Origin of the sequence: Microcoleus sp. S13_C5 (assembly GCF_036700845.1) — a bacterium.
GTDB lineage: Bacteria > Cyanobacteriota > Cyanobacteriia > Cyanobacteriales > Microcoleaceae > Microcoleus.
This window is the reverse complement of sequence record NZ_JAUBPR010000053.1, coordinates 16,879-41,527: the sequence shown is the minus strand read 5'-3', so window position 1 is coordinate 41,527 and position 24,649 is coordinate 16,879. Positions and strand designations below refer to the sequence as shown.

22 protein-coding genes and 1 tRNA gene are annotated in these 24,649 nt (G+C 47.0%); 11 read left to right on the top strand and 12 right to left on the bottom strand.

The genetic code is table 11. The annotated features are described in order from the left end of the window. Positions 1 to 286: 286 nt before the first annotated feature. Positions 287 to 1,762 (bottom strand): glycogen synthase GlgA, encoded by a 1,476-nt coding sequence (glgA, locus tag QUA04_RS15775; protein WP_333258264.1) that lies wholly within the window; start codon positions 1,760 to 1,762, stop codon positions 287 to 289. 438 nt (positions 1,763 to 2,200) lie between these two features. On the opposite strand from glgA, the gene QUA04_RS15770 reads away from it, so the two are divergent. From QUA04_RS15770 to QUA04_RS15760, 3 genes are read left to right on the top strand one after another with little or no spacing between them, the layout of a single operon-like run. Further along, the gene (locus tag QUA04_RS15770) at positions 2,201 to 2,983 is read left to right on the top strand and encodes a sigma-70 family RNA polymerase sigma factor (protein WP_333258263.1); all 783 of its coding nucleotides are present in this window, start codon (positions 2,201 to 2,203) and stop codon (positions 2,981 to 2,983) included. 51 nt (positions 2,984 to 3,034) lie between these two features. Then, a complete protein-coding gene (locus QUA04_RS15765) occupies positions 3,035 to 4,027 on the top strand; it encodes a DUF1822 family protein (protein ID WP_333258262.1) in 993 nt (330 codons plus the stop codon). A 58-nt stretch (positions 4,028 to 4,085) separates the two neighbouring features. Next, positions 4,086 to 6,476: a CHASE2 domain-containing protein gene (locus QUA04_RS15760; protein WP_333258261.1), complete on the top strand. Its 2,391-nt coding sequence runs from the start codon at positions 4,086 to 4,088 to the stop codon at positions 6,474 to 6,476. Positions 6,477 to 6,648: 172 nt separating this feature from the next. Here the strand turns inward: QUA04_RS15760 and QUA04_RS15755 are convergent, their stop codons facing one another. The 6 genes from QUA04_RS15755 to QUA04_RS15730 form a co-directional block, all read right to left on the bottom strand. Beyond that, positions 6,649 to 7,401 (bottom strand): hypothetical protein, encoded by a 753-nt coding sequence (locus QUA04_RS15755; RefSeq protein ID WP_333258260.1) that lies wholly within the window; start codon positions 7,399 to 7,401, stop codon positions 6,649 to 6,651. Positions 7,402 to 7,550: 149 nt separating this feature from the next. Further along, on the bottom strand, positions 7,551 to 8,279 hold the full coding sequence (locus QUA04_RS15750) for a response regulator transcription factor (RefSeq protein ID WP_333258259.1): 729 nt from the start codon (positions 8,277 to 8,279) through the stop codon (positions 7,551 to 7,553). 231 nt (positions 8,280 to 8,510) lie between these two features. Next, positions 8,511 to 9,239: a response regulator transcription factor gene (locus QUA04_RS15745; RefSeq protein ID WP_333258258.1), complete on the bottom strand. Its 729-nt coding sequence runs from the start codon at positions 9,237 to 9,239 to the stop codon at positions 8,511 to 8,513. Between the two features lie 277 nt (positions 9,240 to 9,516). Then, positions 9,517 to 12,702: a tetratricopeptide repeat protein gene (locus QUA04_RS15740; protein WP_333258257.1), complete on the bottom strand. Its 3,186-nt coding sequence runs from the start codon at positions 12,700 to 12,702 to the stop codon at positions 9,517 to 9,519. 113 nt (positions 12,703 to 12,815) lie between these two features. Then, on the bottom strand, positions 12,816 to 13,619 hold the full coding sequence (locus tag QUA04_RS15735; protein WP_333258256.1) for a DUF928 domain-containing protein: 804 nt from the start codon (positions 13,617 to 13,619) through the stop codon (positions 12,816 to 12,818). A gap of 177 nt (positions 13,620 to 13,796) precedes the next feature. Next, positions 13,797 to 14,525: an AIM24 family protein gene (locus QUA04_RS15730; protein ID WP_333258255.1), complete on the bottom strand. Its 729-nt coding sequence runs from the start codon at positions 14,523 to 14,525 to the stop codon at positions 13,797 to 13,799. Between the two features lie 180 nt (positions 14,526 to 14,705). Between QUA04_RS15730 and QUA04_RS15725 the strand changes: the two genes are divergently transcribed. Next, positions 14,706 to 16,202, top strand: coding sequence for a glycosyl hydrolase family 57 (locus tag QUA04_RS15725; protein ID WP_333258254.1), 1,497 nt, complete (start codon positions 14,706 to 14,708; stop codon positions 16,200 to 16,202). Positions 16,203 to 16,345: 143 nt separating this feature from the next. Here QUA04_RS15725 and QUA04_RS15720 read toward each other — a convergent pair whose 3' ends face one another. Further along, complete coding sequence (locus QUA04_RS15720; protein ID WP_006633230.1) at positions 16,346 to 16,645, bottom strand: hypothetical protein; 300 nt, start codon at positions 16,643 to 16,645, stop codon at positions 16,346 to 16,348. Between the two features lie 49 nt (positions 16,646 to 16,694). Beyond that, the gene (locus QUA04_RS15715; RefSeq protein WP_333258253.1) at positions 16,695 to 17,306 is read right to left on the bottom strand and encodes a DNA-3-methyladenine glycosylase; all 612 of its coding nucleotides are present in this window, start codon (positions 17,304 to 17,306) and stop codon (positions 16,695 to 16,697) included. Between the two features lie 20 nt (positions 17,307 to 17,326). Here QUA04_RS15715 and QUA04_RS15710 point away from each other — a divergent pair, with 20 nt between their 5' ends. Further along, complete coding sequence (locus QUA04_RS15710; RefSeq protein WP_006633228.1) at positions 17,327 to 17,449, top strand: hypothetical protein; 123 nt, start codon at positions 17,327 to 17,329, stop codon at positions 17,447 to 17,449. A gap of 99 nt (positions 17,450 to 17,548) precedes the next feature. On the opposite strand, the gene QUA04_RS15705 is transcribed toward QUA04_RS15710, so the two are convergent. Next, positions 17,549 to 18,067, bottom strand: coding sequence for a pentapeptide repeat-containing protein (locus QUA04_RS15705; RefSeq protein WP_333258252.1), 519 nt, complete (start codon positions 18,065 to 18,067; stop codon positions 17,549 to 17,551). A gap of 672 nt (positions 18,068 to 18,739) precedes the next feature. Here QUA04_RS15705 and QUA04_RS15700 point away from each other — a divergent pair. Together QUA04_RS15700 and QUA04_RS15695 are read left to right on the top strand one after the other, a co-directional pair. Further along, positions 18,740 to 19,243: a hypothetical protein gene (locus tag QUA04_RS15700; RefSeq protein ID WP_333258251.1), complete on the top strand. Its 504-nt coding sequence runs from the start codon at positions 18,740 to 18,742 to the stop codon at positions 19,241 to 19,243. Between the two features lie 108 nt (positions 19,244 to 19,351). After that, entirely contained in the window at positions 19,352 to 19,732 is a 381-nt protein-coding gene (locus tag QUA04_RS15695) for a translation initiation factor (RefSeq protein ID WP_333258250.1), read from the top strand. Positions 19,733 to 19,892: 160 nt separating this feature from the next. Here QUA04_RS15695 and QUA04_RS15690 read toward each other — a convergent pair. Further along, a tRNA-Ser gene (locus QUA04_RS15690) sits at positions 19,893 to 19,977 on the bottom strand. 34 nt (positions 19,978 to 20,011) lie between these two features. Next, positions 20,012 to 20,929 carry a TIGR04168 family protein gene (locus QUA04_RS15685; protein WP_333258249.1) on the bottom strand — a complete coding sequence of 306 codons (918 nt, stop codon included), beginning with the start codon at positions 20,927 to 20,929 and terminating at the stop codon, positions 20,012 to 20,014. 211 nt (positions 20,930 to 21,140) lie between these two features. Between QUA04_RS15685 and nadA the strand changes: the two genes are divergently transcribed. From nadA to QUA04_RS15665, 4 genes are all read left to right on the top strand, one after another. Further along, the gene (gene nadA / locus QUA04_RS15680; protein WP_333258248.1) at positions 21,141 to 22,109 is read left to right on the top strand and encodes a quinolinate synthase NadA; all 969 of its coding nucleotides are present in this window, start codon (positions 21,141 to 21,143) and stop codon (positions 22,107 to 22,109) included. A 161-nt stretch (positions 22,110 to 22,270) separates the two neighbouring features. After that, the gene (locus QUA04_RS15675; protein WP_333258247.1) at positions 22,271 to 22,888 is read left to right on the top strand and encodes a TIGR04282 family arsenosugar biosynthesis glycosyltransferase; all 618 of its coding nucleotides are present in this window, start codon (positions 22,271 to 22,273) and stop codon (positions 22,886 to 22,888) included. 420 nt (positions 22,889 to 23,308) lie between these two features. Then, entirely contained in the window at positions 23,309 to 24,025 is a 717-nt protein-coding gene (locus QUA04_RS15670) for a TIGR04283 family arsenosugar biosynthesis glycosyltransferase (protein WP_333258246.1), read from the top strand. Positions 24,026 to 24,138: 113 nt separating this feature from the next. Further along, the gene (locus tag QUA04_RS15665; protein WP_333050145.1) at positions 24,139 to 24,648 is read left to right on the top strand and encodes a photosystem I reaction center protein subunit XI; all 510 of its coding nucleotides are present in this window, start codon (positions 24,139 to 24,141) and stop codon (positions 24,646 to 24,648) included. Position 24,649: the final 1 nt, after the last annotated feature.

Here is a 24,649-nt window from a genome sequence, read left to right as displayed (position 1 = left end):
AAGCTCCAGCTTTGTTTTATTCGACTGATGCTTAAACGACTAGGCACCGCCTAAAAAGATCTCAAATGGGTTCTATAAGCTGTCGGGCATCTTGCGTTGTATTTTTCGGGCGGGCGGGACGCCCAACCCCTACTGCCCACAACAATTTCATCTGAGATGTTGCACCATTCTCAATAAGCCTTTTATGAACAGGCTTTCCGGCCTGTGAAGCGAGAAAACTCATTCTTTGTGGAACGGGCCCCAGAGCCCGTTCTTGACAAGGGTGCAGCATCTGAGATCCTACGGATTATTTGTGTCTAATTAGCTCGTAAATTTCCACATAGTCTTTAGCTGGATATTTCCACGAATTGTCACAATTCATGCCTTGAAGCATGAGTTTTTCAAATTCATCATGATAGTCATACCACAAGCCGATCGCGCGATCGAGCGCCGACTCTAAAGCCGAGTAGTCGGTTTGGTAAAACACGTAACCGTTGCGTTCTTCCGGCAGGTGGCGGGTGTCGTAATCTCGATCGAACACAGTATTCACCAAACCGCCAACTCCCCGCACCACAGGAACAGTGCCGTACCTCAACCCGATCATTTGAGTCAGCCCGCAGGGTTCGTAATTACTGGGAACCACAATCATATCCCCACCCGCGTAAATTAAGTGCGACAGTTCCTCATTAAAACCTAGTTCTAAATGGCAGTCTGGATTATCATTTAAAAACTGTCTTTCGTGCTGGAAATGCGCGTTAATTCCCGCTTCCGTGGCGGAACCCAAAAGCACGAATTGCGCTCCCTTACTCAGAGAGTAATAAATTGCATGGTGGACGAGATGAACGCCTTTTTGGTCGTCCAAACGACCGATAAAGGTAATAATAGGCTTGTCAGCATCGCGCAGTAACAGCCGATCGCGCAAAGCTTTTTTTGTTTTGGCTTTTCCTGCCAAATCCTCCTGAGTGTAGTGGTGCGGAATATAGCGATCGGTCTCGGGATTCCACACATCGTAATCAATGCCGTTGAGCACCCCGCGAAACTTCTCTTGATACAAATGCAAAGTGTGGCCCAAACCGTAGCCAAACTCGCCGAGGTGAGCTTCCCAGGCGTGGTGCGGCGAAACTGTGGTGACAAAATTAGAGTACACAATGCCACCTTTCATAAAGTTGATGGCAAAAGGGTTAAAGTTATCTCGGAGGCGATCGTACTCAAAATAATAATCCGGTCTGTGCAAACCCGTGGCTTGCAAAATATCGCTACCTCCCATGCCTTGATGTTTGAAATTGTGAATGGTATAGCAGACTCGCTGATATTCCATCCAATTGTATTTGTAAATTTCAAACAGCAGGACTGGAACCAAACCAGTTTGCCAATCGTGACAGTGAATCACATCGGGACGCTTGTTGCTTCTGAGCAAAAATTCCAAAGCGGCTTTGCTGAAAAATGCAAACCGCATATTGTCGTCATTGCACCCGTAATAACAGCCCCGATTAAAAAAGTTATCTTGAGAGCGAGGTTCGATGAAAAAACACAACTGCCCGTGCACCCAGCCGCACAAGACATCACAGAGGATTTCGCCGCCGTACCAGGGCACAGCCAAATCCCGGTAGGCCTCGTGAAGTCCCCAAATGTGGTCGTACCTCATGCAGTCGTACTTCGGTAGAATAATCTCGACGCAGTGGCCGGAATGCTCCAACTCCCGGCTCAGGCCATAAACTACGTCGCCCAAGCCTCCTGCTTTGATGACGGGGGCGCACTCCGAGGCAATTTGTACTATGTACATTTTTTTTTCTCGCTCCTGGATGAATAAAAAAATATTTTCTTAACTTGACAAAGTATAGGAGTTCTCGGCAAATAAGCAAGTAGGCCATTGGGAATACACGGAAATACGCACAGCTAGCGGATGTTAGGGCAGATTCGGGCGATCGGTGATATCGTTTTCGCTCAGATCTGAATTATTTAAACCGCAGACGAGGCAGAGAACGCATCCGTGGGTTCAATCTCAAATCGATTTATTACCCTATTTGCTGGCATTTGTCAACTAAATATTTTTAAAATTTTTGCCTAATTTGCGCGAAATTTTCTCGCACGATGCTGATAACTGATTGGCACAGAGCACCTGTTCGACTGCCAAACATCAACAGGACTTACGCATTCAAGGGCGGTGTTACAAGGGTTTGAGATTCTTCGTTTCACTTGCTAATGACACAATTACCTTGAAATGCGTCCAGGACTAATCAAATCAGGGATTCTATCTTGGAATTTAAACCAGCAAATGCCGTGTCCAGCATTGATCCAGAGACTCTTAAGGAGGCGATCGCCGATGCCCGACACCAACGGTAAGGAAAACAATTTAAACCAACAACTGCAACAGCTAGTTGCACAAGCCTGTTCGCATCCGCCCAAAAGCTTGATGCGGCGGGAAAAACTCAGCGAGATAGTGAGGCTGATTGTAAAATCAGGCAAACTTTGGCAAGAAGACACGCCTCATTACAACGATGCTTTACAGCAAACTTGGGTGTATTTTTGTCGCAATGTTTGCGAAGCGAACACCGCAAACAAACCTTACGATCGCAATCTGGGCAGCGTCATTACTTGGCTGGACAAATATCTCAAGATGCGGCTGAAAGACTTCACTCTCGAACAAACGCAGGAAAAAGTTAGACGTGATTTACCGTTGATTTCAGAAGACTCAGCAGAAATTAACCTGATCAATAATATCGAAAACCCGCCGACTTATTCTGACAGTCCGCTAGCCATCCTAGAAGAGACAAAAAAATGGGTGCGGGCTGATCCGGAGGGGGAATTGAGAAGCGTTCACATCAAAGAACGCCCCGATGTCACTTGCCAAACCTTAATTCTGAGGCGTCTTCCCCCGGAGACTCCCTGGAAAAACATTGCTCTTGAATTTAACTTGCCGCCGTCAACCGCACCAAATTTTTATAAAAGAGAATGTCTGCCCCGCTTGCGAAATTTTGCCAAAAATCAAGGATATCTGGAATAAAGGCAGGACAACTCCTGTCCTACAAAAAATCTGTAAAAAAGGAAAACCGTGATGAATAACAGCACCGAAAATATCAGAGAAAAATCTATTCCCCTGCCCATTACCGCCGCAGCCCTGCGGCTGGCACAGAAGTTTTCAAATCTTGACGGAGTGACATCCCCGGAGAAAAAAGAGCAAGTTTATTTCAACACTTTAGCTGTATGTGCAGTGAAAGATTACATGGAAATGATGGACATTCCCACAGACTTGAATGCCAGCGACAGTTGGAACGCGGCCATGCGCCTTTACACCGATGCAGCCGACTTGAAATTAACTCAACTAGGTCATTTGGAATGCCGACCTCTGAAGTCGGGCAAGTTTTGTTACATTCCGCTGGAAATACCGGAGGATCGCATTGGTTTAGTAGCAGTTGATATCGATATAAAGCGACAAAAAGCTACTTTGCTGGGATTTATGAAAACTGCAAGCGCTGGCGATTTAGCTATTGATAAATTGCAAAGTTTTGACAAATTTCTCCAACATTTGGATTGTCTGGAACGCAGCAGAAAAACTGTACAACTACACCAGTGGCTGCACAATATTTTTGAGGCAGGTTGGCAGTCTGTAGAAGATATTTTAGTGCCAAAAGAACCTCATTTAGCTTTTCGTTACAGCAGCGCAGTCGTGCGGGGCAAGATAATCCATCTGACAGCAGATATCTCGGAAAAAGCATCAGCAACCCTCGACTCTGTTCAGGAAAAACCTAATTTCTGGAGGGGTGTAAGAGAACCAGCCCCAACGGTAGCTTTGCTGGTGGCGATCGAACCAACAACCGAGACTGAAACTAATATTAAAGTACAGGTGCATCCCGCCGGCGGGGCAGACAGCTTGCCGCTCAATCTGACTCTGAAAGTCACCGACGGCGAGGGAAAAACTGTCATGGAAGCTTGCGCCGGCAGCGGTAACGGCTACATGACTCTAGAATTTGCCGCCGATAGCGGAGAATGTTTCAGCGTTGTGGTAAAACTGAAAGAATTCTGTATTGCAGAGAATTTTGCCGCCTAAAGAGGCCCGCCTGTCATAAGTTGTTGAGCATGAAAATTGAACCTTTTGGGCGGGCAGGATGCCCACCCCACAAGAATTTCATCGCGCCGTGACTGTAAAATTTAGATGCGCCTGGGCTTATCAGTTGTTAGCCATGCCGAAATTAGTTGTTTTGAAGCTAGATGATAACTTGATAAAAGGGGTGCGAGTTTCTCTGGAAATCGGTGCGGAAGGAGAGCGGCCTGCAGTGGAAATCCAAGCCTTCCTGCCTCCGAAACCCGAAATAACGGAACACTACGATCGCTGGCAGTCAACCTACCGCAGTTTGGGAGATTTCCGCATTAAGCCGATCGAAATTAGCATTAGGGGCTCTCGTGCGGAACAGTTGTCCAAATGCCGCTTGTTGCGGGAACAGTTAAGCCAGCAAATCAATAGCTGGCTCAACTCCGAACCGTTTCGCGAACTCAAAGAAACATTGCTCGAACAATTAATGCCGTCGGACACGATTCGATTTTTAATCAAAACTGACGACATCGATTTGCGGCGGCTGCCTTGGTACTGTTGGGATATTTTTGAGCGCTACCCGAAAGCCGAAATTGCTTTGAGCCCCGCAACTTATAAAAAACTGGCGATCGCCAACAGAAATCACGCTAAAGGCAGCGTAAAAATTTTAGCAATTTTGGGGAACAGTCAAAAAATTGATATTGAGCAAGATCGAATTATACTTGCAGGATTGCCCTCAGCAGAAGTTACTTTTTTAGTAGAACCAAGTCGCCGCCAAATAGGCGATCAGCTTTGGGAAAAAAGCTGGGATATCTTATTTTTTGCCGGACACAGTTCCACCCGCAGCGACGGCCGATCGGGTAAATTTTATATTAATCAAACCGAGAGTTTAACAGTAGAAGAACTGACACACGGTTTCAAGCTAGCGGTTAGCAGCGGCTTGCAGTTAGCCATTTTGAATTCCTGTGATGGATTGGGAATAGGGCGACAGCTTGAAGATTTGGGCATCCCGCAAACGATCGTAATGCGGGAACCGGTGTGCGATCGAGCTGCCCAAGATTTTTTAAAGTATTTTCTCCAAGCTTTTTGCAGCGGGGAATCTTTGTATGTGGCAGTGCGCCTCGCGAGGCAAAGATTGGCAGAATTAGAGTCAGAAATTCCCGGCGCTGATTGGCTGCCGATAATTTGTCAAAATCCGGCAGCTAAGCCGCCAACTTGGCAAGAGTTGCTGCACAAAGCCGAGCCGGAAACTGTCAGCAATCCGCCATCTTTATCTCGGCTGCGCCGCTTTCAGATCGGGCTGTTGGCGATCGCAACTGCTGCTGTTTCTGTCATGGGAGCGCGATCGCTGGGCTTGCTCCAGATATGGGAATTGCAAGCTTTTGACCAACTGATGCGGCTGCGTCCTGCTGAAAGCTCAGACTCGCGTTTGCTGGTGGTGGAGGCGACGGAAACGGATATCAACCAGTACGGCTTTCCGCTGCCGGATGCGACGATCGCAAAAGCAGTGGGAAAATTGGCACAGTATGGGGCGCAAACGATCGCCCTGGATATCTTCCGCGATCGCCCTTTACAACCCGGTTATGCAGCATTAGCCGCTCGCTTTCAGGGCGATCGAAATTTAATTGGTTTGTGCAGCGTCAAAGAAACCGGCAAACCCAACAAAGGCGGCATCAAACCGCCATCCGCACTGCCAAAAGAGCGCCTCGGGTTCAGCGATGTGGTGGCAGATGCCGACGGTATTCTCCGCCGCCACTTGCTGTTTATGCAGCCGCACAGCAGCGATCCTTGTACTACAGATCACTCTTTGAGCGCGAGGGCTGCCCTCCATTACCTAGCAGCAAAAGGCATCAAACCGGAAGATATTCCCAGAGATAAGATAAGGCTGGGTAATGCAGTTTTTGCACCGATTCACGGCAGTACAGGCGCTTATCAAAACTTGGACGATCGCGGTTTTCAAATAATGCTCAATTACCGACAACCCAAAAATTTTGTTCGCAGAGTCAGATTGGCAGAACTATTAGAAGGAAAAGTCAATCCCCATTGGATAAAAGACCGAATTATCTTTATTGGCGTGACGGCTCCGATTTCCAATCCAGATTATTTTTTGACGCCCTACAGTGCGGGAGAATCGCCTTCCCAGAAAATGCCGGGGGTGGTAATTCAATCGCAAATGTCGAGTCAAATTATCAGCGCTGCTTTGGATCGACGCCCGCTGCTGCAAATTGCACCTGAATGGGCCCAAATGCTGTGGATTGTGGGTTGGGCAGCAGTTGGTAGCGCGATCGCGATTGTCAGCCGACGCAGGCTGCACGTGGTGTCGGGGGCGATCGCATCTGCGGGGATTTCGTGCGGGGTTTGCTGGTTTTTGCTAATCGGGGGTTGGTGGGTACCTTTGGTACCCTCAGCTTTGGCAATGGTAGCAGCGGGTTTAATTGCGATCGTTTTTACTTTTCGGCCGAAATGACAATAAGTAAGTCCGCAACCTTGAGAAATCGGGTTGATCGCGAGGGAGCATCTCATCGTTGTAAAAACACTTCTTCTGGCTCCTTCCTTCTGACTCTTTCCTCCTAGCTCCTGGCTCCCAACTCCTATTTCTAGCTTGGCGGCAAAAGTGAGATGCTCCCGATCGCGATCGGCTATTTTTGGTTATTTTGCTGGTGCAGATAGTTGTTAATCGCTTTAGCGATTTTTGCTTGCTGGTATGGGTTCATCGTGCGGGGTAGGGAGATGCGAGAGCCTCCACAAACTAACAGTCTAACTTCGTACCAAATGTCATGATCCCGATCTTTTGTTCGATCGACTTCCACGCCATAAATTTCGCACAGAGAGTATTCCATTACTTTACGTGCCAACAAACCCCGCTGTTTAACAGTCAAGGTATTTAAAGTTTCATCGAAGCTGTAAGTTTCATTATTTCTCAAGACGATCACTGCGATTCCTGCAAGCAAAAATATGCCTCCTGTCCATCCCAACCAGTGATCGTATTGGCTTAAGCGCAGCAATCGATCTTTGGCATTTTTAACATAAAAATTGATGTCAGAAGCCACAGCGTCTTGGGTTCCCCAATTAGTGGAGTTAGCAGTGAAAGGAACATTGCCAACAGAAGTCAAAAGTACAACTCTGGTTTTATAGCCGCATCTTTCAACTTTAGCTCCCTGCAAAGAACCAAGCTCAATTTCTTTGATGTTCGACCCCAGTAAATTCGATCGCACAATCTGACAATTTCCTTGTTTTGCCTGCAATCGCTGGCAGCTCAGGGTTGCTGCATGATAGTCAAAAGTCAGCGATATCAGTCCAACTGCCATGAATAAACAACTAGGGAGCCAAAAATCAAATATGCTTTGAGTCTGAATTATTAATTCACTTGCTGTTTGCTGGATTATTTTCATTTATCTCATCCTTTTATTCCAAAAATTAGGCTAAGTAGGTAGGCGCTGTAAAACACAATTATGTAAACGATTGTAAAGTATCCAAATGCCCTAAGCGTGGCTAAGTTAGCCCTGTTTACATACTGTTACATAGCTGTGTTTAATCCCGCTTACCTACTTACCTTGTTATTGCGATCGATCGGAGCGAAAGTGTAACCGTCTCCGTGAGAAGTTTGAATAAAATTCGGAACAGCCGAATCGACTTTAGCCAGTTTCCTGCGAATCATACGGATATACACGTCCGCCACTTGCTCGTCTCGTGGGTCATTGCATTTCCATCCCCAAACTTTTTCGATTAGCTGTTGGCGGCTCCAGGCTTTACCTGGATAAGTTGCCAAAAAATACAATAGTTGAAATTCTAAGGCCGTCAGAGCTAAAGTTTTCTCTTTCAATGTCACCTCCCTACTAATTAAATCGAACCCGAGTTCACCGAAGACAAGATAGCGCCGAGTGACGGTTTTCATCCCCCTCAACAAGATTTCTATTCTAACTGCCAAGTCCTCAAGACTGAACGGTTTGCCGATTAAATCATCAACACCTGCTTTGATGATTTTAATTCCATCTTTTTCGCCTGTAACGCTGCTGGACATCACGACTAAAAAAACATTATTCTGTCTCTGCATTTCTTCGCAAAGTTTAACGCCGATATTATCGGGCAAATTCCCATCCAAGATTACGAGGACTGGGTTGAATTCCTCAAAGATTTCTAAAGCTGTTTTTCCGTCTGCAGCAGATTGTACTTGATATGTCTGATTCAGATAGCCGTCGATGAAATTACGGACGGGGGCGTCATTCTCTACAACCAAAATTTTGGAAGTTTGATCGGTAGATATCGTCATAAATTTTGACTCTCTTGTTAATGGTTCAAACTTTAGAAAATCGAGTAGGTATGCTGTCTTTTGATTAGCCCCTCGATCTCCTATAGGGCGTGTTTTCTTTCCCCGTAGATGCCCCCTTAGCTTGCCCCTACTCAACCCCTACTCCCTTTAAAAAGGCGAGTATGGGGTGGGACAATAGCAAATTAACTGGTTCGCGCGCTCTATCTAGGAACCAGTCGTAATTATGATGATTCAATTAGCAAGTACCCTGTCCCTGCGAGCGCTCGGAGCGAAAGTGTAACCGTATCCCCGAACAGTTTGAATAAAATTGGGAACAGCGGCATCAACTTTAGCCATTTTCTTGCGAATTTGGCCGATATGCACGTCCACCACTCGCTCTTCTGCTGCATAATTAGATTTCCATCCCCAAACTTTTTCGATTAGCTGTTGGCGGCTGCAAGCTTTACCCGAATGAGTTGCCAAAAAACACAATATTTCAAATTCTAAGGCTGTCAGCGTTAGAATTTGCTCCTTCAATCTCACTTCCCTACTCACTAAATCGATCGCTAATTGGCCGAAGACAAGGTTGGGCGGAGTGACGGATCTCGATCGCCTCAACAAGACTTCTACTCTAACTGCCAATTCTTCAAGACAGAAGGGTTTGCACATAAAATCATCTGCACCTGCTTTCATGATTTTAATTCGATCTTCTTGGGCGGTGCGGCTGCTGAGAATCGCGACTAAAACATTAGTGCGCTTCTGCATTTCTTGGCAAAGTTTATAGCCGGTAGTATCGGGCAAATTCCAATCCAAAATCACGAGGATTGGGTTAAACTCTTCAAAAATTTCGAGAGCAGTTTGGCCGTCTGCGGCAAATTTTACTTGATATGTCTGGTTGAGAAAGCGGTAGATGAGAGTGCGAATGGGGGCGTCGTCCTCTACAACCAGAATTTTGGCTTTTCGATCGGCAGATATTGTCATAATTTTTGACTTTATTGTTAAGGGTGCAAAGTTAGGAAAGCGAGCAAGTGTATGAAAACACTCTTTATTGTTTAGTCCGCTATGAGTGAACTAAAGTTTGTGCAGTAGGGGCAATCCCCCCGTGGTTGCCCCGATTGCGATCGCAAGCGTGACTTTTATGAAGAAATTAAATCGACACATGACTTATCGCTCCTGGCGCGATCGAGTTTCTGTGGAGCTTTCAGCGAAAAAACTAATTTTTTCGCAGTTTTGGCAATTTTTTACAAAATTTAATCAATTATGTTTCGCCGATCAGTGTGAAAGCCGCCCAATCTCTGGGATTTGGATGCTGCTGCATTGTCTCCAGCATGGCGTTTCGCAGAGCTTGAGCTTTGTTGCCTGTTCGATCGAGATTTTGATAAAATTTCACCATCAAATCGGCTGTAGGAGCATCCGGCACCGCCCACAAAGACACAATGACACTGGGCGTACCAGCCGAAATTAAAGCGCGGGACAAACCGATAACCCCGTCGCCGGTAATTCGCCCCATGCCGGTATTGCAGGCACTCAAAACTACCAAATCCGCGTTGAGGTGCAGGTTCAAAATTTCCTCAGCCGTCAGCAAACCGCTATCGGTGCGATCGGGTGCAAGGGCGATCGCACTGCCGAGCCCGCGAATGTTATCGAGCAATCCGTGGGTGGCAAAATGGACGATGCGGGCGTTTGGCAAGCGCTGAAGTACGGCGGCTTTGGTAGCGGATTTGCCTGTCAAGGCTTGGGTTTGGAACAATTGGGCGATCGCGTTAGCTTCGGTTTCTGAATGCGGCAAAGCAGATAACTGCTGTGGGGGTTTTCCCGCTACAAGAGAAACTTCGGGCATAGTCGGATTTCCTACTACTAGAATGTCCCCAACTAAATCGGAAATCTCTTGCCGTTTTTGGCTGGTTAATTCCAGAATTTGAATCGAAGGAGCAGTTAGAATAGTATGTTTTTCAATTAAGAATTTACCCGCAGCATCTTGCAGGGCCGGAAAAGGAACGAAAAATACTTCGCCTTGAGGAATAAAGATAATTCGAGCTTCTGGATCTGTCGGCAACAAATCAGCAATCGGTTCAATTAGCAGTTGATGGAGTTTTTGCAAGCGCGGGTGATTGGTGCGACTCGATTGCACTTTTGCTGTTACATCAATTGCAGGTCTGGGAATAGTCAATCCTTCGGGAAAAGAGGATTGCCAGAGCGAGAGAATGCCGTGAGTTTCATCAACAGATATGATTTGCCAAGGTTCCCAATTAGGGGCATCGTCGTGGAGTTTAACTAAATCGCCTGGGTCAAATTTTAGGGTGGGATTGAAGTCGCGATTTCTGATGCCGATCAACTCGCGAGAGTCGGCAACCAGCTCTTTGAGCGGAGTATGTTGATAGTTGAGGTCAACTTGGCGAAATGCAATTTCACCCGTCGGCTGAATTACCCAAATAAAAAGTTCTTCTAAAAAAGAAATCGAATATTCCACAAAAGTTGCATTTTGTGCTTTAGCAATTTGTTTAATTTGCTCGATCGTAGGCGGCTTAATATTGGGTATCGCATCTGAATTAGCAGATAACCGAGCAGTCAGTAACTCCACAAAAGCCCGCGCCCGTCCCCGCTCCGAAATTTCCAGCGCCTGTTCTGTTTTTGACTGGGCGATCAGGGCTTTTTCCAGGTGGCGGTAAGTTGCTGCTTGGGTTTCAAAAATAGATACTTTAAAGTTATCGTTTTTGCCCAATCTTCCCCGAAGCGATTCCCAAATTTGAATCGCCTTGCGGAGGAATGTTTCAGCTTCTGCAAACTGTCCAAAGTCAAATAAAGCTAGTCCTAAATTGTTGAGAGTTGCGCCTTCTGACGCGCTTTCGCCGATCGCGCGCGCGATTTCTAAACTCTGCTGGCTGTATTCGATCGCCCGCTGGTACTGCCCTAAACAGCGGTAAGCATTGCCCAGATTTCGCCAGGAAGTCGCTTCCCCAGATCGATCGCCGATTTCCTGCTGAATGTCTAAGGACTGTTTGTAGAATTCGATCGCCCGCAAGTAATTCCCCAAATTACTGTAAGCATTGCCCAGAGTCACTAAGGAATTAGCTTCCCCATAACTGTTATTGATTTTCTTGTCAAGATTCAGGGATTTCTGAGAGTATTCGATCGCCCGTTGATGTTGCCCTAGGGAAACATATGTACGGCCCAAAGCGTTCAAGGATTCCGCTTCTCTATTCCAAGAATTGAGTTTTCGCGCCATATCTAGGGACTGCTGCTGACACTCGCTCGCCTGCTGGTATTCCCCGATGGCATAATATGCACTCCCCAAATTGCGCCAGGAACTAGCTTCTCCGTGAGGGTTGCCGGTTTCCCGCTGAATATTTAGGCATTGCAGGTGGCACTCAATTGCTTGCAAGTATTCCCCCAGGGCATCGTAAATATTGCCTAAAGCGTTTAGGGAAACAGCTTCCGCGCTGCGGTTGCCAGTATCTCGCTGCATATTTAGCGACTGCTGGTGATAGTCAATTGCTTGCGAGTAGTCCCCCCGCAACGTGTAAAAATTGCCTAGATAGTTCAGAGATTTCGCTTCTCCGTAGCAGTTGTCGGTGTCTCTATGAATATTTAGCGACTGCTTATAGTATTCGATCGCCTGCGAGTATCTTTCCAGGGAACTATATAGCACTTCCCCGAATGAATCTTTCTCGCGGGGCCCTCTTGCTGGTATTTTCCTCATTTTATCTGGAACAACAATTTTATTACTAACAGGAGACTGAATCGATCGGTAAATCAGCAGCACATCTGCTACCGACAGCGCCTGCTTGTAAAGCCGAATATCCCCAATATTGCCCAAGAAAATTCCCCCCGAATCGTCCGAGCGCCTGCCAATAGTCAAGGGAATACTATTGCTCAGGGACGCCGATTTGTGTGTTGGGTTGAACCGCAAACCTACTTCTTTGCCATCCACATACCAACGTCCTCCATCCGGTCGATCGCGATCGACAACAACCGCAACGTGATGCCATTGGTTGTTGCTGACAACCGGCAAAGATGGAATATCTTTTTCTCGGCGGTTGTAATAATAGTTTACCCAACTGCTGCCATCCGCTATTTGGAGGTTTATTTTCCCTTTATAAATAAAGAAAGACCAGCCTCGTAAAGGGCCAGAATTTTGAATACGCTGATCGATAATCTTGGCAATACCAAAATCTCCCGTGCGAATCCACGCACAAATAGAAAAGTCTTCTTTGCCTATATCCAGTAAAGGAGTGACTGGGAAAGTAACGCAACCTCCAGTTAGCAGCAGGCTTTCGTGCGACCCGTTTTCTAATGGTTCAACAGCACGGGAAACACTGTCAATTAGGCGTGCCGGAGGGAGTTCGGGGCGATCGCTCGCCAAGTTGCCTGCTTCATCAAATGACCAATGGGCGATCGGCTCTGTATTGAAAGTATTGTAGACGCTTAATATCGGGCATTTCATCGCTTAGTTGACTTAATTTGTGTGGAACAGGCATCTTGCCTGTTCCTGATGGGCGGGCTAGCTGCAACGGCCCACAAAAAAACTTACTCTTTGTGGAACAAGCATCTTGCGTGTTACGGTGCTGAAACTATCCCGTGCAGGCGCACAAACGGATGCTGCAATAAAGCCTCCCAGTCAGCATCCAAAGTCGCCAGAGAAGATATTTTCTCAAATCCAGATAGCTCTGCTAGTGCTTCATACCGCAAGTCATTTTCAGCATAAATTAGCAGCCTCTCCTCTAAAGTAGCTGCCTGTAATTGGCTCAACAGTTTACCGCGCAGTGCAACTAATTCTGTGAGAGTTTCGTACCACAAACCTTGTTTAGCTAACAGCAAAACGCGCTGCCTCAGCGATGCTGTTTCTAGCTGAACCAAAATTTCTGGTTTCATTTCCACCCGCTCAATCCACCCGTGGCGGGAGATATTTCCGCAGAAAAAGCACCACTGATACTTCTTGCCAGTTTCCAGAGGAGGTGAATTTTGCGGTAAGGAAAAACTCGCAATTCCCGGTGCTTTTTCTAGCTCAAAAACTGTTCGGAAAACTACTTCTTGCTGTTCGTCCCGCAGCACAAACTCAAAGGGAATATCATCAGGCAATGAAGCAGGCAAGTATAGCCAAAAAGTCGGATGTGCGATCGCTGTCAACCCTATATTTGTAGCGGGAATCAAAGCTAAAAAGTTGTGAGGATCGCGGCTGCCTGCGTCGGTGCGATCGCCCGGTGCTCCGCGCGCGGGCGGATCGTATGCGAGTACCAGTGGCAGCAAATTCGGTTCCCCCGGTGAATCAGCAAGCATCGCTGCCAATCCAGGTTGAACCATTGTTAAAGCCACAAGCACATTAAGCGCCGCCTGCTGTAGGAGCAGTTTTGTTACATTCATAAAATATCCGCCAAGTAGAGGTATAAAATCTCAGTTCGCTCCAACGGCACCCTGAAAATAATCTTGCCAGATTTTTTATGCTAGCGTCTATAGTTTCGCGTAAATTTTTTACTATATTTCCCCAATAAAATTCCGCGATCCCGGCTCCAGCAACCTCTACATTAAAAATGAAACAACTCAACCCAAACCCATAGCATCATTTTCACATACTAATAATTTACCTTTCCCCTGATAATACCAAACATAACCCTCTCCACCGCCTTTGCCAAAATGACCTAATTTTCGATAATCTTCTTCAATCCCCTTGGTAAATCCTTTCACCAAATCGCAATCAGCTATCAAAGTTTCACCTTGTCTGAGTTCGACAACCTTAGCCGGTGAATTGGTAGCTGCTACGACAGTAGCTTTTTGCTCGCGCAAAGCTGTAACAGCAATTCTCCACCTACCGTCATTAGAAGCAGCCACTTGTTGTCGGAATTTCAGTTTTTTAGCACCGATAACTACATTGTCCGAACAAAACTGAAATATACCGTCATCAAACTCCCACTGCTCTGCATCCGAAAGGTCGATCGGCGTATAATGCAGGAAATGCCCTTTTTGTCTCGGTTCGAGCTTCACCGTACCAGTTCCTTGATATACAGGAGCGTTGTAGTCCATTTCCGTTGTCAAAGATACCCACATATCTTTCAAACGGTTATCCGTTTTATACACACCAGAAGTCAATTTTCCCATACACCAATGCAGCGCACCTTTTTGAATTATCACTCCCGAATTGTTCAAGTTAATTTCCGCTTGCTGAACGAGGGGAATATTCTTAGTGGGATGGTAAAACTTATTGGTTTCAGGATTGATGTTTTGGATGTACCACAAATCCGTCGGTTCCAAAACCTTGATTTCGTATTTCATGATTTACCTCGCATATTTACTTGAAATGTGTTAAACATTTGACTTATGATTTGGGGCTTCCGCGCTCCCGAACTTATCTTGTGAAATTTATCTTTTGCAGACATCCTCTGCTACTGTTAAATTATCTAGCTATCTTAGCAATAGCAGACAGCGCCCCTCCACAATTGTTGAGAAAAATTTATGCCTGCGATCGCACAATCTCCCAATTTACAGATTTTACAAGAAATCAACTCAGGATTGCCCAATATTTGCGGCTCCGAAGCAGAAATCAGTGCCGCAGCCAATAGCAACGAACCAGTCTTTCTACCTGCCACAAACCTCCGCCTCGAAAACATTCAAGCCGGATTCGCCTGCGCCCTGCATATGCACCAACCGACAATTCCTGCGGGTGCAAACGGCGAACTAATCTGCAATCTCCAGCATATGTTTGAACATCCCAACCAAGGAGACAATCACAATGCCGGAGTGTTTGCTTGGTGCTATTCTCGCATGGGAGAATTCATCCCACAACTGATTGCTGAAGGCTGCAACCCGCGAATTATGCTCGACTATTCGGGCAATTTATTGTGGGGATTGCGCCAAATGGGACGCGACGATATCTTTGATAATCTCAAGCGGATTACCTGCGATCCTCAATATCAACCTCATGTAGAATGGCTGGGGACAATGTGGAGTCACGCCGTCATTCCCTCAACTCCCATTCCCGATATTAAACTCCAAATTCAAGCATGGCAACATCATTTTGCGGCAATTTTTGGCATTGATGCCCTGAAGCGCGTTAAAGGTTTTTCGCCCCCAGAAATGCACTTTCCCAATCACCCTGATACACTTTACGAATACATCAAAGCTTTGAAAGAATGCGGCTATCGCTGGCTGATGGTGCAAGAACATTCTGTAGAAAATCCAGACGGTTCGGGATTGTCGCAAGACCAAAAATATATTCCCAACCGTTTAGTTGCTCGCAATTCTCACGGCGAAACAATCAGCATCACGGCTTTGATTAAAACCCAAGGTTCGGATACGAAATTGGTGGGTCAAATGCAGCCTTATTACGAAGCCAAAGGACGCAATAAACAGCAAATTGGCAATGTCACAGTTCCTTCTTTAGTTACTCAGATTGCTGACGGCGAAAATGGCGGCGTCATGATGAATGAATTTCCCAGCGCTTTTGTCAAAGCTTGGCACGAAAACCGCGAACAAGGCGGGGGAAAATCTGGTGTTGTTGGTTTAAACGGCACTGAATATTTGGAGATAATTGAGGCGGCGGGCGTTAATCCTGATGATTATCCTGTGTGTCAGGGGATTAACCAGCACAAAATCTGGCACCTAGTCGATCCTGATAGTGCTACACCGGAAAAAGTGGAAAGTGCGATCGCCCAACTCAAGCAAACCGACCATAATTTTCACATGGATGGTGCTTCTTGGACGAACGATTTGAGTTGGGTGAAAGGCTACGAAAATGTCTTGGAACCGATGAATCTACTCAGCGCTGCATTTCACAAAAAATACGATCCGCTGGTGCAGCAAGATGCGGCCGTTACCAACCAGTTGGAATACCAGCAAGCTTTGCTTTACAACTTGCTGCTACAAACAAGCTGTTTCCGCTATTGGGGACAGGGAACTTGGACTGATTACGCGCGGGAACTTTACAACCGTGGCGCTGCTTTAATGAAGTAGCAGAATTTATTGTAGGGTGCCTCGGAAACAAACTGTTTGAGCCTCTTCAAATATCAGCGCTGACGCACCCTACATCTAGAAAACTTTATTGATAAAGAGAGGACTAAAGTCCTCACTACAAACACAGACTTACCAATTACTGTCTACATTTCCTGCATCAGCCGCAAATAGTTCTGCCGCATCTGCGTCATATTTTCCATCATTCTATTAGCCATATCTTTCTCAACATCGCTCATTTGCTGCCAAAATAAAGCCGAGCGCCTCGCCATAATTGCTTCTTCCCACAACATCTCCAAAAGTTGGGCCGCCATTGGGTTTTCAGCATCGATAATCCCACACAATTGCTCGAAGGCCCGGTTGGCTTCGGTGTGAGTGCTAACATCCTGAACCAGGCTTAGGCATTTTTTCAGTTGTACGATCGGATTTTCAGAAGAGTAAGCCATAATTTCACTAAGATAAGCGACAAAATTTACACTGATACCTTTGACATTACTAGAGTTGTGACACAGCCGTAGAGTTCCCTACATACCACCGCCAAGGCAAATCAATTCCTTGAGAAATCCCGATCCGCGTAGTTTGCACAAAATTTATTGTACCCTCCTCCACAGCTTGCTGAAAGTTCTCGCTCCGGTGTTCCAATCGCAGCGGTTGGCCTGCACCCAAGGGAAAACCGCTTAAAGTTCGATCGATATCGAGCACCTTACACAGTTTCCCAGGCCCGGCGGCGAGGCGCGATCGCTTCTTCTCAGGAATTGCAGCGAATTCTTGGGGAACCGCATCTACCTGCAAAGCTCGAATCAGCACAGCACTAGCAACTCCCTCTGCATCCGTCACGACATTAAAGCAATGGTACATCCCGTAGATTAAGTAAACGTAGCTCATACCCGGAGGCCCGAACATCACCTCATTGCGAGAAGTGCGCTTTCGGTAAGCGTGACAAGCGGGATCTCCCGGGCCGTAAGCTTCGGTTTCGACTATAATTCCCCGAATCGTCTCGCCGTCAGGAAACTGCCGCACCAGCGAGCACCCCAGCAAATCTGGCGCTACGCTGGTAGATGGCCGCGCCAGCCAAAAAGATTCTACAATCTGAGTATTTGCACTCACTCAACAACAGCAGGTAAATTATGGACGTTAAGTTAGTTTTAGCAGTCTTGACAGCAGTTTTCACCGTTTGCTGTCTGTTCTTCGGTACAAAAAACGGATTCTACGATACTGACAAGTATCACGGTAACGGTTCTGCTCACTAATTTTAGGCGTGCAGTTCCTTTCTTAAAAAACCGCTGCCTGTTTGTCAGGCGGCGGTTTTCTTTCGATTTAATAGATATAAACAGTATTTGCTGGCCTTACTAAGGATGAATTGTGCCATCTGGCCTTTTAGCTTCTTGCAAGCTAGCATTCGAGAAGTCCGCGCATCCCATGAGGTTAAAACGCATTGTCGCTCCTCGATCCGTTGCTTTCATATTGAAACCAACTACTGCATTTTCTGGGTTATTATGTTGTGGAACAGCGCTGACATTAAAATCCATATTTGCTTCTTTTTCATTAGCCTCAAGGTTGAAAGTGATGCCGGCACAGCCCAAATCAGCTCCCGTGAGGTTGGCTCTATTTAAGTTGGCATTTTTGAGGTTGGCATTGGTCAATTTGGCTCCTGATAAGTTAGCACCTTCTAGATTAGCTCCCTGCAAGTTGACTCCTTGCAAGTCTAATCCTTTTAGGTTGGCATTGCTGAAATTGCATTCGGGACACTGTTTTGTTTGCAGCAATTCCTTAACTTGGTTTTGTTGATTTAAAAAAGTTAGATATTTTACCGCAGTAAAGACAACTGCGATGGACAATCCAGCAGTAAATAAATTATTTAATTTCATAAATATCGGAAAAGCTTCGGGGGCTTTCTCTGGCTGTTAATAGATTTCTACAATAGTGCGATCGACCTCTCCAGAATTTCCCAAACAAAATTGTCTGCATCTGAGTCAAGCAGTCCGGCACAATTAAACACCGCTGGACTTATATAGCAGCAACCGTCCAGACGGTTAGGAGGTTCTTAATTTCTCAAACCCTTGCTATTATTCCTTCTTCCTTGTTCCTTCTTTTTACCCGCTCAGCTTCGCGGTGCACAGAGGGTAGTTGAAGTGTCGAAGGGTCTTCTTCTTTTTTCCTTCAGCTTTAAATCCCCCTCCTTGTCTTCGCCAGTGCTGCTTTGAGTTTCGGACTCGCCCCGTCCGTCTGCTTCACTTGGCTTTGAGTAGTCCACAAACGAAATTTATTGTTAGCCAAAGGCGCGCATTGGCATATACCTGCGGACTGAAATAAAAGAAACTTTATTTATATCCCTGGAAAGAGGAAATTTTCGAGAGACTTGAGGATAATTAATAGAGAAACGCAATACTGTAGCTGCGCTGTTAAGTTCTCAGCAACTACTTTTTTGGTCAAAATTGCTTTGAGAAATTAATTTACTTACAAAACTGTTGGCAGCAGCTCAGGTTCCTCAACCTCGCCAGAACACACTCTACCAATAATCCCGACACTTCGGAGCGGCAATGAACACAATCAAACCCGAACCCAAAAGATCGCGCTTCATGGCTCTGCTGCTGACAACGCTGCTGACATTTCCGTTTATGAGTGCTTGCGGCTCTAGTCAGGAAAGTTCCGCTCCCCCGCCTCCTGTTGACAACACTCGGGCTGGACGAGTGCAAACTAATCCGGGCTCCGCTCCTACGCCACAAGCGAAAAAAGGACTGAGCAATGCTCAAAAAGTAGGGATTACTTTAGTCGGAGCAGCCGCCCTTTACTACCTCTACCGCCAGCACCAAAACAAGCAAGAAAAGGGGCCCCAGGGAAAATATTACCTTTCCAAAAACGGTCGCGTTTACTACCGCGATGCCCAGAATCGCGCTCACTGGGTAACGCCCCCGCCTGAAGGAATTAAAGTTCCGGAGTCCGAGGCAGCGCGTTACCGCGAATTCCAGGGGTACAACAACCAAACTACAGGTCGAGACCTCACAGGCTTGCCGGAAGCTACAGCTCCTGTTCCGGCACAGTAGCCTAACCATTTGAGATTTTAGATTGCCGGTTGCGTGATTTTCAATTAAATCTGGGATTCCCAATCTAAAACAGTCGTTTTTCAACACATAAAAAAGAGGAACTTTATCATGGTAGATGGATTTTTGCGGAAGTTAAAAGATGCGATCGTCGGGCCAGACAGCGAGCAAGTCGATCCTGACGGCTATTACGAAGATGCCTCAAATCCCGGACAGTTCGGCAACGCGCGTCCGGCCAGCGAAGACCCCTACGGCGACCCGGCTGAGAACGGAGAGTACGGCAACCTGACTCCGGCCAGCGAAGACCCCTACGGCGACCCCGCAGACTACGCCGGTACCGACTACGGACAGTTCGGCAACCTGACTCCGGCGAGCGAAGACCCCTACGGCGACCCGGCAGACTACGTAGCGGATGCTGGAATGTTCGGCAATGTGACCCCCGCCAGCGAAGACCCCTACGGCGACCCCGCGGATGAGGAAGGGTTTAGTTAAGTCAGTTAGCTAGAAGAAAAATTACCTGGTAAGCAACAGCACCCCTACGGGGGTGTTTTTTTGTTGCGAAATACCAAGAGTGAGCCAAAGATGAGCGGAAAAGGGAACTCTTGAGGGGAGAGAGAATCTGAAACCCTTAACGGACAAGAGAATTGTTAAACGGAGAGGGTGGGATTTGAACCCACGGAACCTTGCGGTTCACCTGATTTCAAGTCAGGCGCATTCGACCACTCTGCCACCTCTCCCGGCGCATAAATTTTATCATACCAGCAAATGTCTCTAACTACAAATAGCGGCAGATTCAGTGCGCCGATACAGAATTTGTTCTCTTTCTACCGCGAAATCTTCGCCTACCCATACCAGAGACACTTCCGACACTGCTCCATTTTCCAGGAGGACGATCGAAAAATTCCGCAGTTTCGAGCACTCTCTCTCCACAATTCGCGGTACGCTGGCGGCATTCAAATACACCGTACCCTCCGCACTTACCTCCAGCGACTTCCGCAACTCCTGCTTTGTGTGTCGCAGTTTGTGGTGCATATGACCAAAAGTTACCAGAGGTATGTGCTTTCCAGAACTCCGAGTTCGATCGATCGCCTCCGCAAAATCGGGGTCGCCCCAATCCCCTCCCAGCGGCTTCCAATCTCGCCCGCAGGGGTCTTCAGGAGCCTCTCCCAACCCCGTCGGGCCCGTGTGACCCAAAAAAATCACATTTTCGCAATCGGCATCTGCCGCAGCCCCTGCTATGCGCCGCGCCGACTCCTCAAAACTTTCTACCCCAAACCACTCCGAGTAAAAATCCCCGTACTTCCACTCCGAGCCCCCCCAAGTAAACGGGCGGCTTCCCACCACAGTTACGCCCAATTCGGGAAAATCCCGTTTCCCGTAACCGACGTGAGCTTCTCCCATTAAATCTAACTGCTGTTTCACCCAATTTTCTTGAGTGCGATCGTAAGGACACTGACTGCGGCCCCACTCAGTCGCCGTGTACCAAGCATCGTGGTTCCCAAAAACTGCTGCTTTCCGAATGTCCAATTGGGCGATCGCCCGCACCACCTCCACCGACTCATTGCCAAAATCCCCCACAAACAGGACCAAATCAACGCCCAGATGCTTGAGGGCCTCGCCGTCTTCAGGTTCCCAGCGATCGTGAACGTCCCCCACCACCGCAATTTTGATAGATTTAGCTTTATTCATGTGATTTGTCATGTGCGATCGATCCCTAGCCCCTTCTTACTCAGCATAAGAAACAGCGACCAATTTTGGCACTCTCCCCCAGCCTATTTTAGATTTGAGATTTGAGATTTTAGATGGGCTCCACTGAACAGCCAGCACTTTTTGGTGAATTCAACTATAATTCAAAATACACTTTAGCTGTCTTCGCCACCTTCCCCGGAATATTCTAACTGTGTTTACCACCGCACCTGCTCCGAACTTTACTCAAACCCGACTGCCCCACGACTTGTTTGCAGCAATTAACGCCCTCAAACAAGAGTTAAACGCCGTCATTCTCGCCCACTATTACCAAGACTCCGAGATTCAAGACATCGCAGACTTCATTGGCGACTCCCTAGAACTTGCCCGCAAAGCCGCCAACACCAGCGCTGATGTCATAGTTTTTGCCGGAGTTCATTTCATGGCTGAAACCGCAAAAATTCTCAATCCCGACAAATTAGTATTGTTGCCAGACTTGAATGCTGGGTGTTCCCTCGCCGACAGTTGCCCTCCCGAAGCCTTTGCAGCTTTCAAAGCCGATCGGCCAGGACATTTGGTAATTTCCTACATTAATTGTACCGCCGCCATTAAGGCAATGAGCGATATAATTTGCACCAGTTCTAACGCGGTTAAAATTGTCAACCAAATTCCCGAAAATCAGCCGATAATTTTTGGGCCCGATCGCAATCTCGGCCGCTACGTCATGGAACAAACGGGCAGAAACATGGATATCTGGCAAGGGGCCTGCATCGTCCACGAAAACTTCTCAGAAAAAAAGATTGTTCAACTCAAAATCGAAAATCCCGAAGCCGAAATAATTGCCCACCCAGAATGCGAACCTCCCGTGCTGCGCCACGCCGATTACATCGGCTCCACCACCGCTTTACTCAAATATTCTCAAGCTAGTTCCAGCCAAGCTTTTATTGTCGCGACTGAACCGGGAATCATTCACCAAATGCAAAAGCAAGCTCCGCACAAACGCTTCATCCCCGCTCCTTCAACCAATAATAACTGCGCTTGCAACGAATGCCCGCACATGAGATTAAATACCTTGGAAAAATTGTATCTCTCCCTAAAAAATCAAACTCCTGAAATTACCATGCCGTTAGATATTCAACTAGCAGCCTTGCAGCCGATCCAGCGAATGCTAGAAATGAGCTAACCGCTGGCTATTTTTAAGTAAATCTATTGTATGCTGGGTTGGGCGCGACGATTAAATTAAGCCATCGCCTAACCCACCAACATCGATCTGCAATTCGTGAAGCAGGGGTTAACTCTTTCTCTTCCTCTGCGTTTCATTCCTTTAAAACTCATCAACCATAAATGATCCCAGAAAAACTGATTATTTTCACCCGCTATCCCGAACCGGGGACAACCAAAACTAGACTAATTCCGGTGCTGGGAAAAACAGGCGCTGCCAACCTTCACCGCTTGATGGCCCAACGGACGATCGCCTGCGCTCTCTCTCTGGAAAAATCCCGCCGATTATCGGTAGAAATTCACCGAGCCGGCGGCAGCAAACAACTGATGCAAGAGTGGCTGGGAAGTGATATTTCTTGTGAAAATCAAATAGACGGGGATTTGGGCGCGAGAATGACAGCAGCGTTTGAGAAATCTTTTAATTCAGGCGTTGAAAAAACTGCAATAATCGGTACAGATTGTCCTGATTTGAAAGCAGAAATCATGGCACAAGCTTTTGAGGAATTGAGCCAGCACGATTTAGTTTTGGGCCCGGCAAAAGACGGAGGTTATTATCTGATCGGGCTGCGGCGAGCGATACCGGAATTGTTCGGTGGCATTCACTGGGGAACCAGTGAAGTATTTGCTTGTACGCGGGCGATCGCCCAAAAGCTAGGTCTCAATATTGCTTATCTTCCCACTCTTGCAGATATCGATATACCAGAAGATCTTCTCGGTTTAGATATTAATATATTGAAATAACTAAAGTCTATTTAACCTTTATAATTTATTAATAATTGTCATCTTATTTTTAATAAGAATGCTTGATTGTGAAACCAGAACGTCATAATATAGTAATTGTATTTGTCTAACCAAATGCTGAATCTCAGTAGCAGTTAGACAGCGCTTGGGACAATAGTCCCAGGCGCGAGAAAAAGCCAAAAATTAGCAAATAAATTAGCAACTAACAGCTTAGCTTTGTAGGAAACCCGCCCTGCCAGATGAAAGCCCAATGTAGGCGGGGGCCCGGCGTAAAAAATGAGCAACTAACAGATAAGCTTTGTACAAAACTCGCCCTCCCAGGTTAAGGCCCAATGTAGGGGCGAGTCCGGCGTAAGAAATTGGCCAAATAACAGATAAGCTTGGTACAAAACCCCTCACACACGGGGTGCTTAATTCTGTATGTCGCCAGAAAATCCCAATCTCAAAATTTCCATTATCATTCCAGTCTTAAACGAAGCATCTACAATTGCCCCAGTCATCTCCACCGCCGGAAATGCCAAAAATGTCGAAATAATTGTCGCCGACGGCGGCAGCAGCGACGGTACAGCAGATATAGCAAAATCTTTGGGCGTCCGAGTTATCTCCACCGCCCCAGGCCGCGCCACCCAAATGAATGCAGGTGCCGCCGCAGCTACTGGAGATATCCTGCTGTTTCTGCACGCAGACACTCTTTTGCCTCGCGGGTACGACGATAGCGCGCGTCGGGTACTAGCTAACCCGTCCGCTGTAGCGGGGGCCTTTGAACTCAAGATTGACGCCCGCAGGCTCAGCCTCCGGCTGGTAGAAACAGCGGTAAACTGGCGATCGAACTTTCTGCAAATGCCCTACGGCGACCAAGCCATTTTCCTCAAAGCAGCTACCTTTGACAAAATCGGCGGTTTTCCCGACTTGCCCCTCATGGAAGACTTTGAATTCGTGCGTCGGTTGAAAAAACAAGGCCGCATTGAAATAGTACCCCAGCCAGTGCTGACATCCGCCCGTCGGTGGCAGCAGCTTGGGGTCATCAAAACCACCGCCATTAATCAAATAGTAATCATGGCTTATTTCCTGGGAGTGTCGCCCGATCGACTCGCTTTCTGGTATAAGAGGCAAAAGAAAAATTCTTCCAAAAACTAAAGAATAGTGAACTTTTCTAAAGCTCGCCGTTAATTATGTAAATAGGAAACACGTCCCTGCGTAAAATATGACTTGAACGCCTCAACTTTTTAAACTGCGAGGACAAACAGAATATGGCCGATCCCAGAGATGCAGAGCTTATTAAACCCTTTAACGGCGACCCCTTCACGGGTCATCTAGCCACCCCCATCAGTGCTTCTGATTTCACAAAAGCATTCATTGGGAACTTGCCCGCCTACCGCAAAGGACTCTCGCCCCTAATTCGAGGTCTGGAAATTGGCTTGGCACACGGCTATTTCCTTGTCGGCCCCCAAATCGTCTTCGGACCCCTGCGGGATTATCCAGAAGCAGCTAATCTCGGCGGATTATATACAGCCCTCGTCTTAGTTCTGCTTGGCACACTAGGGATGTCTGCTTACGGTTTAGTCTCTTTCAAACAAGACAATACCAGCTACCCGAGCGCTAATCCCATGACCCCCGATGCCCTCAGAAATGCTGAAGGGTGGAGCCAGTTTACCGGTGGTTTCTTCATTGGCGGGATGGGCGGCGTCTTTGTTGCCTACTTCTTACTCGAAAACTTTAACGGCATCGATGCCATTTTCCGGGGTTTAGTCAACAATTAGA

What these genes read in the sequence shown, in the direction of transcription:
- QUA04_RS15720 (WP_006633230.1), bottom strand. Translation starts at nt 16,645, where the DNA reads ATGGCTTACTCTTCTGAAAATCCGATCGTACAACTGAAAAAATGCCTA.
- QUA04_RS15740 (WP_333258257.1), bottom strand. Translation starts at nt 12,702, where the DNA reads ATGAAATGCCCGATATTAAGCGTCTACAATACTTTCAATACAGAGCCG.
- QUA04_RS15710 (WP_006633228.1), top strand. Translation starts at nt 17,327, where the DNA reads ATGGACGTTAAGTTAGTTTTAGCAGTCTTGACAGCAGTTTTCACCGTT.
- QUA04_RS15695 (WP_333258250.1), top strand. Translation starts at nt 19,352, where the DNA reads ATGGTAGATGGATTTTTGCGGAAGTTAAAAGATGCGATCGTCGGGCCA.
- glgA (WP_333258264.1), bottom strand. Translation starts at nt 1,762, where the DNA reads ATGTACATAGTACAAATTGCCTCGGAGTGCGCCCCCGTCATCAAAGCA.
- QUA04_RS15725 (WP_333258254.1), top strand. Translation starts at nt 14,706, where the DNA reads ATGCCTGCGATCGCACAATCTCCCAATTTACAGATTTTACAAGAAATC.
- QUA04_RS15765 (WP_333258262.1), top strand. Translation starts at nt 3,035, where the DNA reads ATGAATAACAGCACCGAAAATATCAGAGAAAAATCTATTCCCCTGCCC.
- QUA04_RS15745 (WP_333258258.1), bottom strand. Translation starts at nt 9,239, where the DNA reads ATGACAATATCTGCCGATCGAAAAGCCAAAATTCTGGTTGTAGAGGAC.
- QUA04_RS15685 (WP_333258249.1), bottom strand. Translation starts at nt 20,929, where the DNA reads ATGAATAAAGCTAAATCTATCAAAATTGCGGTGGTGGGGGACGTTCAC.
- QUA04_RS15735 (WP_333258256.1), bottom strand. Translation starts at nt 13,619, where the DNA reads ATGAATGTAACAAAACTGCTCCTACAGCAGGCGGCGCTTAATGTGCTT.
- QUA04_RS15670 (WP_333258246.1), top strand. Translation starts at nt 23,309, where the DNA reads ATGTCGCCAGAAAATCCCAATCTCAAAATTTCCATTATCATTCCAGTC.
- QUA04_RS15770 (WP_333258263.1), top strand. Translation starts at nt 2,201, where the DNA reads ATGCGTCCAGGACTAATCAAATCAGGGATTCTATCTTGGAATTTAAAC.
- QUA04_RS15700 (WP_333258251.1), top strand. Translation starts at nt 18,740, where the DNA reads ATGAACACAATCAAACCCGAACCCAAAAGATCGCGCTTCATGGCTCTG.
- QUA04_RS15750 (WP_333258259.1), bottom strand. Translation starts at nt 8,279, where the DNA reads ATGACGATATCTACCGATCAAACTTCCAAAATTTTGGTTGTAGAGAAT.
- QUA04_RS15760 (WP_333258261.1), top strand. Translation starts at nt 4,086, where the DNA reads ATGCCCACCCCACAAGAATTTCATCGCGCCGTGACTGTAAAATTTAGA.
- QUA04_RS15665 (WP_333050145.1), top strand. Translation starts at nt 24,139, where the DNA reads ATGGCCGATCCCAGAGATGCAGAGCTTATTAAACCCTTTAACGGCGAC.
- QUA04_RS15705 (WP_333258252.1), bottom strand. Translation starts at nt 18,067, where the DNA reads ATGAAATTAAATAATTTATTTACTGCTGGATTGTCCATCGCAGTTGTC.
- QUA04_RS15730 (WP_333258255.1), bottom strand. Translation starts at nt 14,525, where the DNA reads ATGAAATACGAAATCAAGGTTTTGGAACCGACGGATTTGTGGTACATC.
- QUA04_RS15675 (WP_333258247.1), top strand. Translation starts at nt 22,271, where the DNA reads ATGATCCCAGAAAAACTGATTATTTTCACCCGCTATCCCGAACCGGGG.
- QUA04_RS15755 (WP_333258260.1), bottom strand. Translation starts at nt 7,401, where the DNA reads ATGAAAATAATCCAGCAAACAGCAAGTGAATTAATAATTCAGACTCAA.